General features: G+C 62.1%; 6 protein-coding genes. 5 read left to right on the top strand and 1 reads right to left on the bottom strand.

The window, feature by feature from the left end; all coding sequences use genetic code 11:
• Positions 1-43: 43 nt before the first annotated feature.
• Positions 44-1228 carry an IS256-like element IS3503 family transposase gene (locus ADB02_RS10060; protein WP_011018353.1) on the bottom strand — a complete coding sequence of 395 codons (1185 nt, stop codon included), beginning with the start codon at positions 1226-1228 and terminating at the stop codon, positions 44-46.
• 270 nt (positions 1229-1498) lie between these two features.
• On the opposite strand from ADB02_RS10060, the gene ADB02_RS10055 reads away from it, so the two are divergent.
• The 5 genes from ADB02_RS10055 to ADB02_RS10035 form a co-directional block, all read left to right on the top strand.
• The gene (locus ADB02_RS10055; protein WP_011274127.1) at positions 1499-1726 is read left to right on the top strand and encodes an MbtH family protein; all 228 of its coding nucleotides are present in this window, start codon (positions 1499-1501) and stop codon (positions 1724-1726) included.
• Positions 1727-3544: an ABC transporter ATP-binding protein gene (locus ADB02_RS10050; protein WP_011274126.1), complete on the top strand. Its 1818-nt coding sequence runs from the start codon at positions 1727-1729 to the stop codon at positions 3542-3544. It abuts the gene before it with no gap.
• Positions 3537-5264: an ABC transporter transmembrane domain-containing protein gene (locus tag ADB02_RS10045; protein ID WP_011274125.1), complete on the top strand. Its 1728-nt coding sequence runs from the start codon at positions 3537-3539 to the stop codon at positions 5262-5264. The genes ADB02_RS10050 and ADB02_RS10045 overlap by 8 nt, the downstream gene beginning before the upstream one ends.
• 79 nt (positions 5265-5343) lie before the next feature.
• Entirely contained in the window at positions 5344-6762 is a 1419-nt protein-coding gene (locus tag ADB02_RS10040; protein ID WP_011274124.1) for a lysine N(6)-hydroxylase/L-ornithine N(5)-oxygenase family protein, read from the top strand.
• Positions 6763-6862: 100 nt separating this feature from the next.
• A partial coding sequence (locus tag ADB02_RS10035) for a non-ribosomal peptide synthetase (protein WP_049190907.1) occupies positions 6863-16752 on the top strand: 9890 nt, incomplete at its 3' end.

Here is a 16752-nt window from a genome sequence, read left to right as displayed (position 1 = left end):
GGGTTAAGTAAAGAAAAGTGTGTCTTTTCCGGGCGTGTTGCGGTTATTTGATCCAGCCTTTTTGGATGCCGAGGTTGTGTTGGTAGCTGGTGTCGATGGCGGTGTCGTATTCTGCTGGTGCACCGATGTCATTGGTAGTGGCTGTGGTGTTGTGGGTGATCAGGTCTGTTGCTGTGGAAAGTGCGTCTTGACCCCATCGTTGGTCCCTGGCGATCTTGACCGGATCGTCAGGGACTTCTGTATGTAGATACAGCCACCAATCCATCACTGTGCGTTGATGCGGTAGTGATAGTCCGCGGTGTCTGCGGGCTAGTTCTTTTATGGGGGCGTTGATGCCACCTTCGAGGCTGTTTGTTGTTGCTGCAAGGTTGTCGGGGTCGATGGTTGTTGGTGGGGGTTGCAGGTAGGTAAACAGCAGGTCTCTGCGGTGCAGAGATAGCAATGATTGATAGGCCGCTCGGACGCGTTGGTGGGTGTAGACCTTGGTGTAGGCGCCGGTAGCAGGGTCTTTGATGGTGGTTTTCTCGTTCATCCATTCCCGGTAGGTGTGGTCGAATTCGTGCAGGTGGGCGACCCATGTGGATGCTTGGTCAAGGTCGGTGATGCGAGTGAGTTTCAGGGCTAGGCGGTAGAGGGTTTTGCCGGCATCGGTGCGGGGGTTGCTGGTGGTGTGGCGGCGGACTGTTCGTTGGGCGTGGACGAGGCAGCGTTGGATGCGTGTTGTTGGCCAGCAGTGGTGGATGGCTGATTGGGCACCTTGTCCGCCGTCTGTGACTGCGATTAGTGGTGCGGCAATGGGGCGTAGGAGTTCGGTGTAGGCGGCGGTGGTTTCGTGTCTGGCCCAGGTCCAGTTGATGACGTGGGTTTTACTGGCTGCGATCAGGAGGCATCCGGACTTTAGATAGGTCGCGTCGAGGAAGATTTGGTCATGGATGCGGAATGAGTCGATGGTGGGTGTGGGGATGATCCACCAGCACCATCGGAATCGGTGGTGCATGGTTTGCCTGGTTACGCCATGGTGTGCGGCGAAGGTGGTTAGAGATTGGGTGCCGGTGGCCCATTGGATGAACAAAGCCATGGTGGCGGTGTTTTTGTTGTGGGTTTGGGTGTTGCGGGTAAAGGAGTGTCCGCAGTGGGTGCAGCGCCAACGGGTGGTTGATTTGCTGGTGGTGCCGTTTTTCTTTGTGTTGTTGCCGCATAGTGGGCAGCTGGGGCGGTTGGTGGTCATCCTTTAATCCAACCGGTGTGCGGTTAGCACAAATGTGGCCGGAGGTGCGGGATGGTGTGGGTAATAGCTTTCGGGGAGCTATTCTTTGGTGATTTGTGGTGTGTGGTCTGGGGTTATGGTGGCATGCGGACACACTTTTCTTTACTTAACCCTCAAAGCTGCATATTAGGTTATGCTAAGTTAATTCACGCTTGCTGCACTTGTGCCACCACTTTGGCCAACGCAGCCCATAAACCCGTTATTTCCGCATCATGAGACAAGGAGCGCGTGTTGTCTAGCAACCCGTTTGATGACGAACAGGGCAGCTTCTTCGCCCTTATCAACGACGAGGGACAGTACTCGTTGTGGCCTACGTTCGCCGCCGTGCCAGACGGATGGACCGTGGCTCTGGGAGACCCTTCCCGTGGCGTAGACGGCGGGGTATCGCGGGACGAGGCGATGGAGTTCATCGACCGCGAGTGGACCACCTTGCAACCGGCAGGAAAGTCTCACGCTTAAGTGAGTGCCGTACTTCCCACTGCTTTGCCTGGTGAGTCCGCTGCGGAGATTGGCCGCCTGCTCCGTCGCACCGCAACTCCAGCAATTAGTGCGGTGCTGTTCACTTTCGCCGGTGCCTTGCTCTCTCTGGTGCCCATTTATCTGCTGGCCAGCGTCATCGATGCGGTAGCCGCCGGTGACGGCAAGTCTGGCGTGCTGAAGGTGATTGTGTGGGCTGCCGTGGCGTGTGTTGGTACTGCCGTTGTCGCTGGCCTTGCGGAGGCGCTGACGGGTGTGACGATTGCCCAGGTAGTTGCGAAGTTGCGTGAGCGCGCCGTCGCCGCGGTGCTGAATCTGCCTTCCACCACGGTGGAGTCCCTGGGCCGGGGAGAGGTGCTGGGCCGAGTTGGTGCGGATGTCGCCGCGCTGGTGAGCAGTGCCCGCAAGTCGGTTCCATCGACCCTCAGCGCGCTGGTGATGGTCGTGGTGGCCAGCGCTGGAATAGCGGGGTTGGATTGGCGCCTCGCGTTGGCGGGGCTGTGCGGGATTCCGTTCTATGCGCTGGGGTTGCGATGGTATCTTCCTCGTTCTGCCCCTTTGTATCGACGCCAACGCGAATTAGAAGCCGGTGTCATCGGTTCCTTGCAAGGTTCTATGGAGGGCATTCGTTCGGTTCGTTCGCATCGGCTGGTGGATAGCCGCCAAGGTCTCACCAGGCGCTACGCGCAGGCTTCGCGGGACGAATCAATCGCTGCGTTTCGTGTGTTTTCCGGGCTGGTGGCGCGGGAGAACTTCGCGGAGTTCATGGGGTTGTCAGCCCTGTCTGTCGTAGGCTGGTTGCTCTTCCGCGAAGATGCGGTGACGGTGGGCGAGATCTCGGCAGCGTTGATTCTGTTCCACCGTCAGTTCGTGCCGATCGGCACGATTCTGTTCACCTTTGATGAACTGCAGCGCAGCGGGGCGGCCTTGGGGCGCATCGTGGGACTCATTCGCTCCGCGGGTGCGGATACGCCACAGCCGATTGATGACTACTCCTCGCATCGGCAGAGTCCAGCTGTAGAGGTCAAGGGCCTGAATTATCGGTACGAGGATGGCCCAGAGATCTTGCATGACTTGGCGTTCCACATCCCTGCGGGGTGCACGGTATGCGTGGTCGGCGGATCGGGAGCTGGCAAGTCCACGGTTGCGGAAATTGTCTCTGGAACCCTCGAGATGGCAGAGCCGGGTGTGATCACCGTTGGGGGGTGCGACGTGGTGGGAATGAGTGCGCAAGAAAGAAGCTCGATCTTTTGCGTTGCCTCCCAGGAAAACTACGTCTTCGCGATGAGTTTGCGCGATAATCTCCTGCTGGCAGCCGAAGGTGCCAGCGACGCAGAAATATGGGATGCGCTGCGCCGAACCGGTGCGGAAGATTGGTGCACATCCTTGTCCCATGGCGACAAGCAGGGCTTAGACACAATGCTGGGCGAAGGGGGCCTGCACGTAGATGCGGTGGCGGCACAGCGTCTGGCGCTGGCCAGGGTGGCATTGTCTCGGGCTGGCGTCGTCATTCTTGACGAATCAACGGCCGAAGATGACGGTGACCTCGAGGAAACACAGCAATCACACGAGGCCTTTTCGATGTCCTTGGAGGACGCTGCCCGCGCGGCGATCCGCGGACGGACGGCGATGGTGATTGCGCACCGGCTCAGCCAAGCAACCTCCGCCGATAGCGTGGTGGTGATGGAGCGCGGGCGCGTGGTGGAAACAGGTACGCACGAGGAGCTGGCAGCAAGAAACGGAACATATGCCGATATGTGGACCGCCTGGAATGAGCAGGGGAGGCAGGCGCGTGTCTGACAACAAGGTGGTGACGCTGCGCGGGCTGGTCAGAAAAAATTCTCGCGCGATGGCTCTGAGTGGCTTGTTGCTGAGCATCTACCACGTGGCAGAAGCCATGATTGCGGTGTTACTGGGATGGTTGGCGCACAGTCTTATCGCTAGCGAGAATGTGTGGCACCTGGTGGGTGGAATCGCAGCCTTAGGCGCTACGCTGGCGACGGTGTCTGTGAGCTGGCAGACAGGGTTCCGGATACTGCAGGCTACGTCGGCTCGGAACGTATGTGAATTGCGGGCAGGCATCACCTCGCAGGTGGTGAGCCATGGTGGGCATTCCGACGATGCGGACAGTCTGCCTCGCCAGGAATTGCCCACGGTGGTGGGTGAAGACGTGGTGCAGGCGGTAGACATCATCGAAGTGGTCCCGGTGGGGATCAGTGCGCTGGTGGGAGCCATTTTCTGCACGATTGTTCTGGCGCTGATTGATCTGCCACTGGGAGTGGTGGTGTTGGTGCTCAGCGCGGTGGTGTTGATAGTCCTGCACCGGCTGTCTCAGATCATTGAACGCCGCGCGGAGCGGCAACAAACTCTGCTCGCGCGAGTGACCGCGCGCATGACCGACATTCTGCAGGGGCTGCCGGTGATCTCGGGAGTGGCTGGCGCGCATCCGGCCTACCGTGGATATGCGCGTAAATCTGAAGAGGCGTGTGCGGATGCTCGGAAGCTCGCGTGGGTCAGCGGAGGTTATGAAGCCGTGGCGATGGGCAGCAATGTGCTGTTGCTGAGTGCGGTGGGCCTGTACGCGGGCTATCGAACCATTTCCGGCGATGTGACGTTGGGGGAGTTGGTCACCGTGGTGGCGCTGTCACAATTTATCGCGGAGCCGATGCGGCAGTGCAGCAGAATGCCGCGCTTCATTGGATTGGCGAGGGCTTCCGTTCGGAGGCTGCAGCGCGTGGCGGAAGCTCAGCGGCTGCGTGAGGGGCAGGGCGTGCCATCTGCTCAGATTGGCACGCCTGCCATTTCCATGCGCGGTGGAGACGGTGAGGCCGAAGGAGACGGCGAGGTCGAGGGATCAGAGCAGGCTTCCGTGGCGTTCGCAGAGGGGCGACTGACGGTGGTGCACTGTTCAGCCGCATGGGCAGATGCTCTGGTGGATGCGTTGGTCGCGGGGGAGTCGATGGAGCTTGGCTCCCTGACTAGGCCACAAACTCAACAACTGTGGATCCGGGGGCGCGATATTTGCGAGATCTCGGTAGACGATGTGCGTTCCGCTGTGCTTGCCGAGCCTCGGAAGCCGGCATTGTTTGGGGACACAGTGGGGCAGGCGGTGCTGCGGAGCTCTGGAGAGGGCAGGGCGGAGGATGCAGTAGACATTCTTAACGCCTTAGGGCTCGATGAACTGGCGCCGGGGGCGGCTCATTCAGCCGGGGTATTGGATCACGAGCTGACCGAAGGTGCGCGCAATCTTTCCGGTGGTCAGCGGCAGCGGCTGGGATTGGCACGAGCGCTACTGGCTGAGCCGGAGATGTTGGTGATGGTTGATCCGGTCTCGTCAGTGGATTCAATGACGGGCATGAAAGTGGCGCGTGCGGTGAGAGATATTCGCCGCGGGCGTACCACGGTGGTCCTGTGTGTGGGGAGGGCCTTCCAGTCGGTAGCCGAGGACGTAGTTGATGTGAAGCCTCTAGCTGGGAGTTTGCGGACGCGGGGTGAGCAATTCCCGCTAGGGGGTTGTTGAGCAATAGAAGATAGGTTAGCCTACCCTTCGCATTGCCTACCCTAAGAAGTTGGTTGGCGCATCCTACAGAGAGGCCATAGTGACCATCATCGATCGTCAAGCTCAGACATCCGCAGAGCGCAGTACCCACGAAAATTCCGTCCGCGACATCGTCGGGATCGGCATCGGCCCCGGAAACCTCGGGCTCGCGGTAGCTATCGAAGAGCAAGCTCCAGAACTCGATGCACTCTTTGTGGAAGCCCGCCCGGAATTCAACTGGCACCCAGGCATGCTCCTCGAAGGATCCAACATGCAGATCAGCTTCCTTAAAGACCTGGTTACGGTGCGCAATCCGCAGAGCCGCTTCAGCTTCATCAACTACTTGCATCACAGCGACCGCTTGATTGATTTCATTAACCGCCAAACCTTCACCCCGGAACGCGTGGAATTCGCCGATTACCTCCGATGGATCGCGGATCACATCACCGTGGACACGCAGTACAACACCACCGTGACGTCCATCGAGACGCTTCCGGAACTGGCCGCAGACGGAGCTCGTTTTGTGGTGCACGTCCGCAGGAAGTTAGGAAGCGGTGAGTCCGAAGGGCAGCGAGCTCAGCAGTCGGAGTCCATTCGCTGCCGCAACGTGGTGGTTGCCCGCGGGCTGGAAGCCAAGATGCCTGCGTGGGCAGAGGACAGCTCCTTGGACACCTCGCGCATCTTCCACAACATCGATTTGCTCCCGCGCACCAAGAAGCTGCTGAACAGTGGGTGGGATATCCGCCGAGCTTTGGTGATCGGCGCGGGCCAGTCCGCAGCCGAGGCCATCCGGTACTTCCACGATTGCCCGCATATCGATACCGTCACGGGCAGCTTGAACAGCTACGGCTTCATCCCCGCCGATGACAGCCCCTTCGCCAATCGGGTGTTCGACCCGGAGGCCGTTGATGACTTCTTCCATGCGCCCGATGCGATCCGCAACGAGCTGTTGATCCGCCACCGGTACACCAATTACGCCTGCGTGGAATCTGAGCTCCTCGATGAGCTCCACGACCGTCAGTATCGGGAAAGCGTCACCGGGCGTCAGCGGCTCGATATTCGCCGGACCACGGAGGTGCTCGGTGCGCGTAATTGTTCCGACGGCAGCGTCGACGTGGACATTCGCCACCGAGTAACCGGAGACGTGGTGACAGAAAACTTTGACGTGGTGGTGTGCGCCACGGGCTTCCGATCTCGCGGTCTTGCGGGGATTCACGCTGATAGTCACGGCAGTGAAGAATTCACCGTCACTAGGGATTACGGCGCCGTGCTCAATGGCGAGCGCGTGCCAGGACTCTTCGTGCAGGGAGCAACTGAGGCCACGCATGGACTCGGTTCCACGTTGCTCTCCAACATCGCGACCCGCTCCGGGGAACTGGTGGAGGCCATCACGGGTCAGCAACGCACGCATCGTGCGCCGGCGGATGAAGATCTCCGCTCCGAGCAACATCGGGATTCTTCGCACCTGATCGCAGGCTGATTTTCCCGAGCCGTGCTCCGCTTGAGGTTGGCTGACACCTAGCCCGACGTCCGCCATCCGCGTCTGATTCCCTGTTTCCCCATCAACCGAAAGGCTCTTTGTGCCCACCCGATCGTCTGCTCACACTCCGTTTTCCTCTGGCGATACGCTTGCTTCTCGAGATGGCGGCGCCGTCATCGGTCATGGCCGCAGTGAACAGGATCGGATCGCCCAGCAGCGCATATGGAATGACACGGATCAGGATCGCGATCGCCCGGACCTGATTAGCCTGCTCCTGCAGCATGCGCAGGAGACCCCGGATGCGCTCGCAGTGGTGGATGACCGGCACAGACTGACCTATGCGCAGCTCGTCGCCCATGCAACTGCTGTAGCGCGAAATTTGCGGGAACACGGTATTGACGCTGGTCAGAGTGTGGGAATCTCCCTGCCGCGCAGCGCGGAGATGGTGGTGGGTATCGTCGCCACGTTGCTCGCCGGTGGCAGTTTTGTCCCGCTAGACCCCTCGTGGCCGCAGGCGCGCCGGGAATCCGTCACCCACGATGCCAGCCTGAGCTTCGTACTCACGCCGGACAACTGCGCGCTCACCGAAGACGCGCTATTCGACCTCGATGCCACCCGCGAGCTGTTCACCCCGCCGTCCACGGACAGCGTTGCGTACGTCATCTTTACCTCTGGCAGCACCGGCCGCCCAAAGGGCGCAATGATCCGCCACGGTGCGATCGTGGAGCGCTTGCTCTGGCAGCGCGATCAGATCCTGTTCTTCGGCCGCGATGATGCCTCCCTGTTCAAGGCACCGCTGGCCTTTGATATCTCCATCAATGAGATCTTCCTGCCGCTGGTTTGCGGGGGCCGCGTGGTGGTGGCCGCGCCGGGCGTGGAGCAAGACCCCCAACGCTTGGCCCGCCTCATCCATCGCGAGGGCGTGACGTTTGCGTATCTGGTTTCGAGTGTTCTCGACGTCATGCTCAAACAGGCCGAAGGCACGAATCTATTAGACAGCTTGCGGCATGTCTGGTGTGGCGGAGAGATGCTCACCCAGGCGCTGTTCCGTCGCTTTCGCCAGCAGCTGGCCATCCCGCTGTACCACGGGTACGGGCCAGCGGAAGCTACCATCGGTGTCTCCCACGTCATCTACCGTGACGACGAGGATCGCCTCAACACGAGCATCGGTGTGGCCAATCCCAACTGTCGGCTCTATGTGCTCGATGAGCACCTGCGGGTGGTTCCAGACCAAGAAATTGGTGAACTCTATGTGGCCGGATTCCTGCTGGCCAAGGGGTATATCAATGCCCCAGGACTCACGGCCAGCCGCTTTGTTGCGGATGTGTTTGCGTCGGACGGAACCCGGATGTACCGCACGGGAGACCTGGTGCGCCGGCACAACGACGGCTCGCTGGAATTCGTGGGGCGGGCCGATAATCAGGTGAAAATCCGTGGCATGCGTCTGGAGTTGGAGGACGTGGAATCTGCGCTGGTGGGACACCCAGATGTGGAGGCGGCGAGCGTGATTGCTCGGGAGGGGCGACTGCTGGGCTACGTGACGGTGACTGCGGGCCTCGTGGGTGCTGCGATCCGTAGTTGGTGTGCCGAGGTACTGCCCGAATACATGGTGCCCGCGATTATCACCGTCATGGATGAGTTGCCGCGGACGGCCAACGGAAAAGTGGATCGGAAGGCACTGCCGGAACCTGATTGGAGCTCGCTCACTGATGCCCCGGCCGATGCTGAACGTGACGGGGAAACCGTTGCTCTGCTCGCGGAGGCAATGGCTGAAGCATTGGGGGTTAGCGCGGTGGGTGCGGAGACGGACTTCTTCGATATCGGTGGCGATAGCCTGCGGGCCATCACCCTGGTCTCGGCTCTGGGACGGCGCGGGGTGGAGGTGAGTGTGGGAGATATTTTCTCTGCGCGCACTCCACAGCAACTGGCTCGGTGCGCCGAAGAGCGCGGAACCTTCGTGCAGGATCCAGACGATGAACCAACCGGTGAGGTGCAGTCGCTGCCGATTCTGCGCTGGTTCGATTCCATTACTGATCACGTGGACGGCTTCATTCAGTCCGTGGAGTTTTCAGTTCCAGAAGATGTGGATGCGCAGCTGGCCGGGCGAATGGTGGCTGACGTGCTGCAGGCGCACCCTGCACTGCGGGCCCGTGTGCAGCGGAATCCCTTGCGGCTGGAACTCCCGGAGGAATCTGCCGAAGAAGCGGTGGCGATCCACCCCACCACGGACATCGCTGCGCTTTCTGAACTGCTGGATCCGGCAGTCGGAGTGGTGGTAGCGGCTGGGCTGGTGCCCGGAAGATTGCGCCTTGTGGTGCATCACCTGGTGGTCGATGGCGTGTCATGGAACATTATCGGCGAGGACCTCGCCGCGGCGTATCGCGGGGAACAGCTCGCGCCGGAGCGGACGTCCCTGCGCCGATGGACGCAGCTGCTGCAACAGGCCGTTGATACTGGCGAATTCGCGGAGGATGCCAATAGTTCCCTGCCCCCATTGCCGAGTGCAGATGAACCTCTGCGGGACCCGCAGGTGCCAGCGCTTGCTGATAGTCCCGAGAAAGCGCCCACAGTCCGTGAGGAGCGCAGCGTGGTACATGAGGCATCAGTGCAGATCACGGACGAATTACTGGGTGCGGTGCCCCACGCTTTCCGCACGGGGGCGAATTCCGTATTGCTTACGGCATTGAGCGTGGCGTTGGCGCGTTGGCGTCGAAACAAACAAACATGGACCCTGGTGGAGATGGAGGGGCACGGCCGCGAAACCCGATTCGTACCCGGGCCACAGGGCAGGGAAGCAGACCTTTCACGCACGGTGGGCTGGTTCACCTGCCTATATCCCATGCTGATCGACCCCACCCGGGCGGCAGTGCAGGAGGCCTCCACAGAGGTCGAGGGCAGCATCGCCCCGCTAGCGCTGGCACTCAACGCAGTGAAAGACCAGCTCGCGGCCATCCCCGGCAACGGCGTTCCTTACCAGGCCCACACCTGGTTGCATCAGTCCGCGAAGACCCCTCCGCAGGCACAGGTGCTGTTCAACTACTTGGGGCGCGTATCCGCAGGAGCACAAGATTTCGCTCCCGCGGGTTCCACCGGCCAACTCGGCGAGCAACGCGACCCGGACCAGCCGTTGGTCCGCGAGCTGGAGTTCAACGCGATCGCCGAAGACACCGGCGAGGGATACGTCCTGCGCACCACGATCTCCTGGGCGCGCGGCAGGATCTCCCCCGAACGGATCGACGAATTGGTCGCGCACTGGGATGTGGCATTGCGCGAGGTGGCAGCGCTTGCCGATCACGGCGTGTTGTCCGTGGGCGACGTTGCCCCCGCACCCGTGAACTCTGCGGACCTGGCACGAATCACTGCGCAGAGCTCCGCGGAGCTGCAGGACGTGCTGCCGCTGACCCCGCTGCAGCACGGCATGTACTTCCACTCGCTATTCGAGGAATCGGCCAGCTCGTATGTGGAGCAACAGGTCTTGCGGGTGGAATGCAGCGAACCGTTTGACCGGGAGCGATTCGCCCGCGCTGCGCGTAATTTGATCCGACGCCACCCCGCACTGAGCACCCGCCCTTGGGAAACTGACGGTGGCGATGTGGTTGCCGTGATTGATCCGGGGATTGCCGAGCATTTGCGGGTGGACTTTCGGGACGTGACGGTGCCTGCCGAGTTGGCTGGGCCTGGATTAGACGGGTGGCTCGTGCAGCGTACGGAAGAGATTGCCGCTGATGACCTCTCGCGGGGAATCTCCTTGCAGCCGCCCGGTGATGCCGCGCCCGAGCCGCTCATGCGATGGACCGTTGTGCTCCCGACCAGTGTCGATGGTGCGGTGTGTGGCCAGGACATCGCCGTGATCCAGACGGTGCATCACCTGATCGCCGACGGATGGTCCGTGCCCATCATGCTGCGGGATCTCCTGGAGATCTACCGGGATGACGATGCCCGAATCCCGCGCTACGACCCGGACGCCGGAATGGCCGGCAGCGTGCGATGGGTGGCGCGCAGAGACGCGGAAGCCGATATGTCCGTCTGGCGCGAGGAAATGCGCGAGGTACGCCCCACGGTGCTGTGCCCTAATCCTTCGAGTTCGCTCGAGCGCCGGGAGTTGCTGGTAGACGATCCGCGGACTGTTGGCTTGTCTGAGCGTGCTCGGGCAGCGGGTGTGGGCCTGCCGGATGTGGTGCACGCGGCGTGGGGGCTGGTCCTTCGCACCTTGGTGGGCTGCGAACCTGGGGCTGACGTGGTGTTTGCCACTTCCGTTTCCGGCCGTGACATTCCCGTTCTTGGCGTGGCCGATGCCGTGGGCATGCAGCTCAACACCATCCCGGTGGTCGCGCCGGGGCAATCTGATCCCACCCTGCCGGTGACCAGCATGCTGCACGCCATGGTCCATCACAACAATCAGGTCCGCGATGTGCAGCACGTCAGCCTGGCTGATATTGCCCGCGACCTGGGAACCAACGCCAGCGAACTGCTGGATACGTTGATGGTGGTGGAGGTGCCGCTATCTCCACAGGACGTGGGCTGCCCCGGCTCGCCACTACAGGTTGCTGACGTGCGCAACAATGGCGCGCCGCACTTTCCCCTGTCCGTCGTGGTCAACCCTTCCGCTGAGCACCCACTGCGCCTGATCTACGATCCGCAGCGAATCACCGAGGTACGTGCCGAAAGGATCGCGCAGATGCTCGCGGTGAGTGTGGATTCTTTGCTGTCTGAATCCGGTGCGGTGGCGACCGTGGGTGAGGTTGCAGAGGCGTTGGGTGCGGTATCTGGTGTGGACACGCTTCCTTCTTTGTGGCGACGCAGCTTCGAGCACTCCCGCGACCGGCCCGCCCTGACCAGCATCGGAGAAGACGGTGCTGCGGAGCATTGGACCTACGAAGAACTAGACGACGCCGCTCAGCGTATACGCGCTGTGCTGGACCGGAAGGTTGCCATCCACACCCCGAGAGTAGCCCTGCTCATGGAGCGCGATGCGTGGCAGGTTGCGGCCATTCTGGCGACCACGATGTCCGCCGGCACCTACGTTCCCGTGGATCCGTTGTCCCCGCAAGCGCGGGTGGAATTGATCCTGGAGGATTGCCAGCCCGATGCCGTGCTGGTGTCTCCCAGCGCGGAAAAAATGGTCTCTGAGCTGGTAGATTGTCCCGTCCTCGTGGTCAGTGAACAGACGATGAGCGGGGAAGCGAAGCCGCCTGCGGGCCGGTCGGCAAGCGTGGCCCGTGCCAATGACATCGCCTACGTGATCTACACCTCCGGCTCCACAGGGCGGCCGAAGGGCGTGGCCGTCACACACGCCAACGTGACCGCGATGCTGGGCAATGCTCGCAGCCACGTGGAGTTTTCGCAGGAGGACGTGTGGTCGATCAGCCACAGCTTCGCCTTTGACTTTTCGGTGTGGGAGATGTGGGCAGCGCTGAGCTCCGGCGGGCGTGCCGTGGTGATGCCGTATGCGCTGATGCGCTCGCCCGAGGATGCCGCAGAGGTGTTGCGTGCCGAAGCCATCACGGTGCTGAGCCAGACCCCAACCGCCTTTGCCGCGTTGGAGCCGCACCTCGGGCAGGACTCTGCGGTGCGCACGGTGATCTTCGGCGGCGAGGCCTTGGAGGCCCGCGCGGAGGCTGCCTACTGCAGTGCTCATCCGAATGTTCGGTTTATCAACATGTATGGCATCACGGAGACGACAGTGCACGTCACAGCACACGAATGCTCCGAGAATGCAGGGGAGGCCCGCAGCCCGATCGGCCGCCCGATGGACGGGTTGCGTACCTATGTTCTGGACGCGCAATTACAGCCGGTGCAGCCTGGAGAGACCGGCATGATGTACGTTGCCGGGCCGCAGGTCACCGCGGGTTATTGGGGGCTTGCTTCTACCACGGCCTCCCGCTTCGTGGCCGATCCTTTCGTTGGCGGCGGCGCGCGGATGTACTGCAGCAATGACATGGCAAAGGTGCTGAACAACGGTCATCTGGATTACGTGGGCCGCGCCGATAGGCAGGTGCAGCTGCGCGGTTATCGCGTGGAGCTGGGGGAGATCGAGAGCGCGCTGGAGAAGGTCAGCGGTGTGCGGGAGGCCACCGTGGTGGTCGTCGATCTGCCCGAAGGCCAGGTGCCGGGTGCGTTGTTGATTACGGATTCTCGTGCCGACGCAAAGGCGATCACCTCCCGAGCTGCCGCAGCGGCCCGAGACGCGCTCCCTGCCTACATGGTTCCGCAGCTATTCGCGGTGAGTACGCAGGTGCCGCAGACCATCAATGGCAAGCGGGATGAGCGCGCGATCCTGGACCTTCTGGGTGAGATTCCTGCTGCTCAGCAGGCTTCGGGCACCTCGGATCTGGTGGAGGCGATCTCGCAGGCAATTGCTGATGCACTTCGCTTGGACCGCGCCGAGGTGGAGCCGGACTCGGACTTCTTCCGCTTAGGTGGAGACAGTATTCTTGCCATCCGCGTTACTCACGCGCTGGCGCGCGCTGATCTCAACGTGACTCCGCGGGACTTCTTCTTGGGCCGCACGCCACGCAAGATTGCCGAGCGGGTCACGCCGCAGGCCACCCAGCAGAAAATCCAGGAAACAAGGCAGAGCCAGGAAGAAGCCCTGCCCAAGGACGGGCACCAGGAGATCTCGGGGGCTTTCCCCATCCCGGCGATGCTGCGCAGGCAGATGGAAAGAGGCATGAGCGACCGCTTTGTGCAGGCGCGCCGCTTGGATCTGGGGCCAGTCGCTGTGGAGGACTTGGAACAGGCCCTGCAGCAGGTAGCGCAGGCACATCCGATGCTTCGTACGCGCGTGGACACCAGTTCTGCGTTCGCGCACTTTGTTGGTGCCGAGGGAGACGGCCCTATGGTTGTGCGGGCTTTGGACGTGGATGCATTGATCGATCACATCGATATTGCTGCTGGTCGTAGCGTGGTGCTCGGGTGTGTGGATGGGTACGTCAAGGCCGTTGCTCATCACGCGGTGATCGATAGCGCCAGTTGGATGATTCTGGAAGACGATCTGCGCGATGCGCTCGCAGGGCGCAGGATTCTCTCCGGGCAGGCGAGCTACAAGGATCTTTGCCTGCAAGAACTGCACGATGCTCACACCGCAGCAGCTCAGGATGCCCTGCACTGGAGTGAACTGGCTACGCTGCCACGGCCCGTCGAGGACTCGAACCAGTGGAGTACGGATCATGTGAGCACGCTCGAAGTGAACATTGACGGACAGACCGCGCAGGTCCTGCAGAGCGTTGCACCCGACGTGATGGGTGTGGACGTTCAGGACCTCGTGGCAGGACTGGTGACCGTCGCGGTGGCTCGAACAATGGGCACGGACGCGCGGAGCTGGGCCGTGGACGTAGAAGGCCACGGACGTCCGGCTGATCATTCCTATGGTCGAACCCTCGGATGGTTTACCACCATCGCGCCGGTGGAAATCCCGTTGGCTGATCCAGCGGATGCAGCACGTGCCGCAGCGGAAATGCGCGCGCTCCACGAGGACGGCACAGCCCCGGACCGCCGCACTTATCAGGCACTGCGATACACACACCCGCAAGGGCAGCGAACCCTGGCCCATGGGGCACAGATCCTGGTCAACTACCTCGGACGGGGAGAGACTGGCGCTGTCCTCCACGCGCCGGGCGATGCCGCCTGCCAGTGGACGGATTACCTGGTGGAGGCCGATGTGTGGTCTAGCGAGCGGGCCGTAAGCATGGAGCTGTCCGTGGTGAATGCGGTGATTTCCGCCGAGCGTTTGCGCAGCGCCATCGGCGAGGTTGCTCGCGAGTTGCAGGAGCACGTCAGCCGCGAGCAATCCTCAGGACGCCGCGCTCCGCTGAGCGTGCTGCAGCGCGGAATCTGGTTCCAGTCACAGGTGGCAGCACCGGGTGCCTACGTTGCACAGACTGCGTTGACGTTTGACCGGAGACTGGATGCCGAGGCCGTGGTGGAAGCCTTCCGGGACACAGTGACCGTGCATCCAGCCATGGGCGCGGAGTTCCACACCGATGCTTCCGGCCAACCCGTGCAGAACTTGCCGTGGAGTGGACAGGGCATTGACCTCCCCGTCGAGACCACCGAAGGGGATCTCGAGGCGATCATGCACGCTGATCGCAGCGCGGGCATCGATCTCGCATCCGTGCCGCTGGCGAAGGCAACCATCGTCACCGGCCGAAGTGACGGACAGCCTGGCGACACGCTGCTTCTTACCTACCACCTGGTTCTGGTCGATGGTTGGTCGCGTGCAGTGATGCTGCAAACCTTCCTCGAGAGGCTGACGTTGAGGTCCGGCCAGGCCCGCACGCAGGGTGCGGGAGAGTTGGTTCCTCGCGGTTGTTCTATTGCTGACGCCCTGCTCGAGTCCGTTGACACTCGCAAAGAGCAGGCAGATAGCGACTATTGGGTACATCGCCTAGAGACGTTGTCTCAGCCCACGCTCGTTGCCCCGCAGGCCGCGGATATCTCTTCAGAGCACGCTGGTAGCGAGTTGCCTCGCCAGGTGTTTGCCGAGGTCAGCGAGCAGCTGACCGGCGCACTGCAGGAAAAGATCCGGGCGCAGGCCGTGACGTTGACCTCCGTGGTCAACGCAGCCGTGGCCGTGGCCTTGGGTGCTGTCACAGGGGATTCGGATGTGGTGTTTGGTCAGTCTGTCAGTGGCCGCGATGCCTTGAGCGACCCCGCCATGTCTGATGTGGTGGGAGTGCTGCTCAACACAGTGCCAGTGCGAGTGACAGCTCGGCCCGGCCAGAGCATAGAAGAACTGGTCCAGGATGTTTATCGCCAGCGCATCGAGGATATGGACCACGATTCCGCGGACCTCGGCGCCATCCAGCGGCAGCTGGGGGTAGGCACGCTGTTCGATTCCATGGTGGTGGTGCAGAACTTCCTCGATCCGCAGGCAGCAGCGGAACTTCGGGAACGCCACGGGGTTGTGGAGGAGCGCGCGGAAGATTCCACGCACTTCCCTCTGACCTGGGTATTCACTCCGGGGCCGAAGCTGGGCATCAAGCTGGAATTCCGCCACGACGTGGTGGACGAGTCCCTCGCACATTCCGTGCTCAAGGCCGCGACCGAAGTCCTGACCGCGTTTGTGGACACACCAGAGGTCCCGCTCGCTCAGCTGGCCCAGTTGGCGCCAGCCCGAGCGGAGGATTCTTCCCCGCAAAGCACGACGGAGCAGATGGCTTCCTGGCAGAAGGCCGAAGGCATTGACCGCACCATTGCGGATGAGCTCAAGGACACCGCCCAGCGCTTCCCAGATCGCATCGCGCTAGCGGATGACGCACAGCAGTGGACGTTCGGTGAGCTGATTGCTCGCTGTTCCGACATTGCGGAAAAGATCAAGAATTGCGGCGTGACCAGCGGCGATACTGTCGCCATTGCGGTGGAGCGCTCCGCGCATTCGGTGGTGGCTCTGCTGGGAGCCCTGTGGGCAGGGGTGCGCTACGCGCCGCTTGATCTGACGCACCCCGATGGGCGGCTCCGGGTCCTCGTGGAGGACAGCCAGCCCGCAGCCGCGCTGGTGGACTCGAGTTCTCGGGAGCGCATGGAGCGGATCGGTGCGCTTCCTTGCGTCGACGTCACCACTGCCGATTCCCACGCCACCACCCACACGCCTGCGGCGGTGCCCGGGGACGATGCCTACCTGATGTACACCTCCGGATCGACCGGCAAGCCCAAGGGCGTGGTGATCAAGCATCGCGGGCTGCACAACATGCTGGACAATCACCGGCGCAAGATCTTCGCCCCAGCTGCTGCCGATGGGCGGACGTTGCGGATCGCGCATGCCATCAGCTTCGCCTTCGATATGTCGTGGGAAGAGCTGTTTTGGCTGGTGGAAGGCCACGAGGTGCGGATCTTCTCCGAGGATTTGCGACGCGATGCTGCGGCCATGGTTGAGGCCATTCGCGCGCATCAGGTGGATGTCATCAACGTCACCCCGACCGTTGCCGAGCAGCTGCTCGCGGAGGGGATGCTGGAATCCGGCGCGCATCGCCCGCGGCTGGTGCTCTTGGG

Origin of the sequence: Corynebacterium sp. 212_CJEI (assembly GCF_001055915.1) — a bacterium.
In the GTDB taxonomy this organism is placed as follows: domain Bacteria; phylum Actinomycetota; class Actinomycetes; order Mycobacteriales; family Mycobacteriaceae; genus Corynebacterium; species Corynebacterium jeikeium_D.
The sequence above is the reverse complement of the archived record's forward strand: the minus strand, read 5'-3'. Positions and strand labels throughout refer to the sequence as shown.

Excerpts from the sequence above, each read along its gene's own strand:
- ADB02_RS10060 (WP_011018353.1), bottom strand. The coding sequence starts at position 1,228 with ATGACCACCAACCGCCCCAGCTGCCCACTATGCGGCAACAACACAAAG.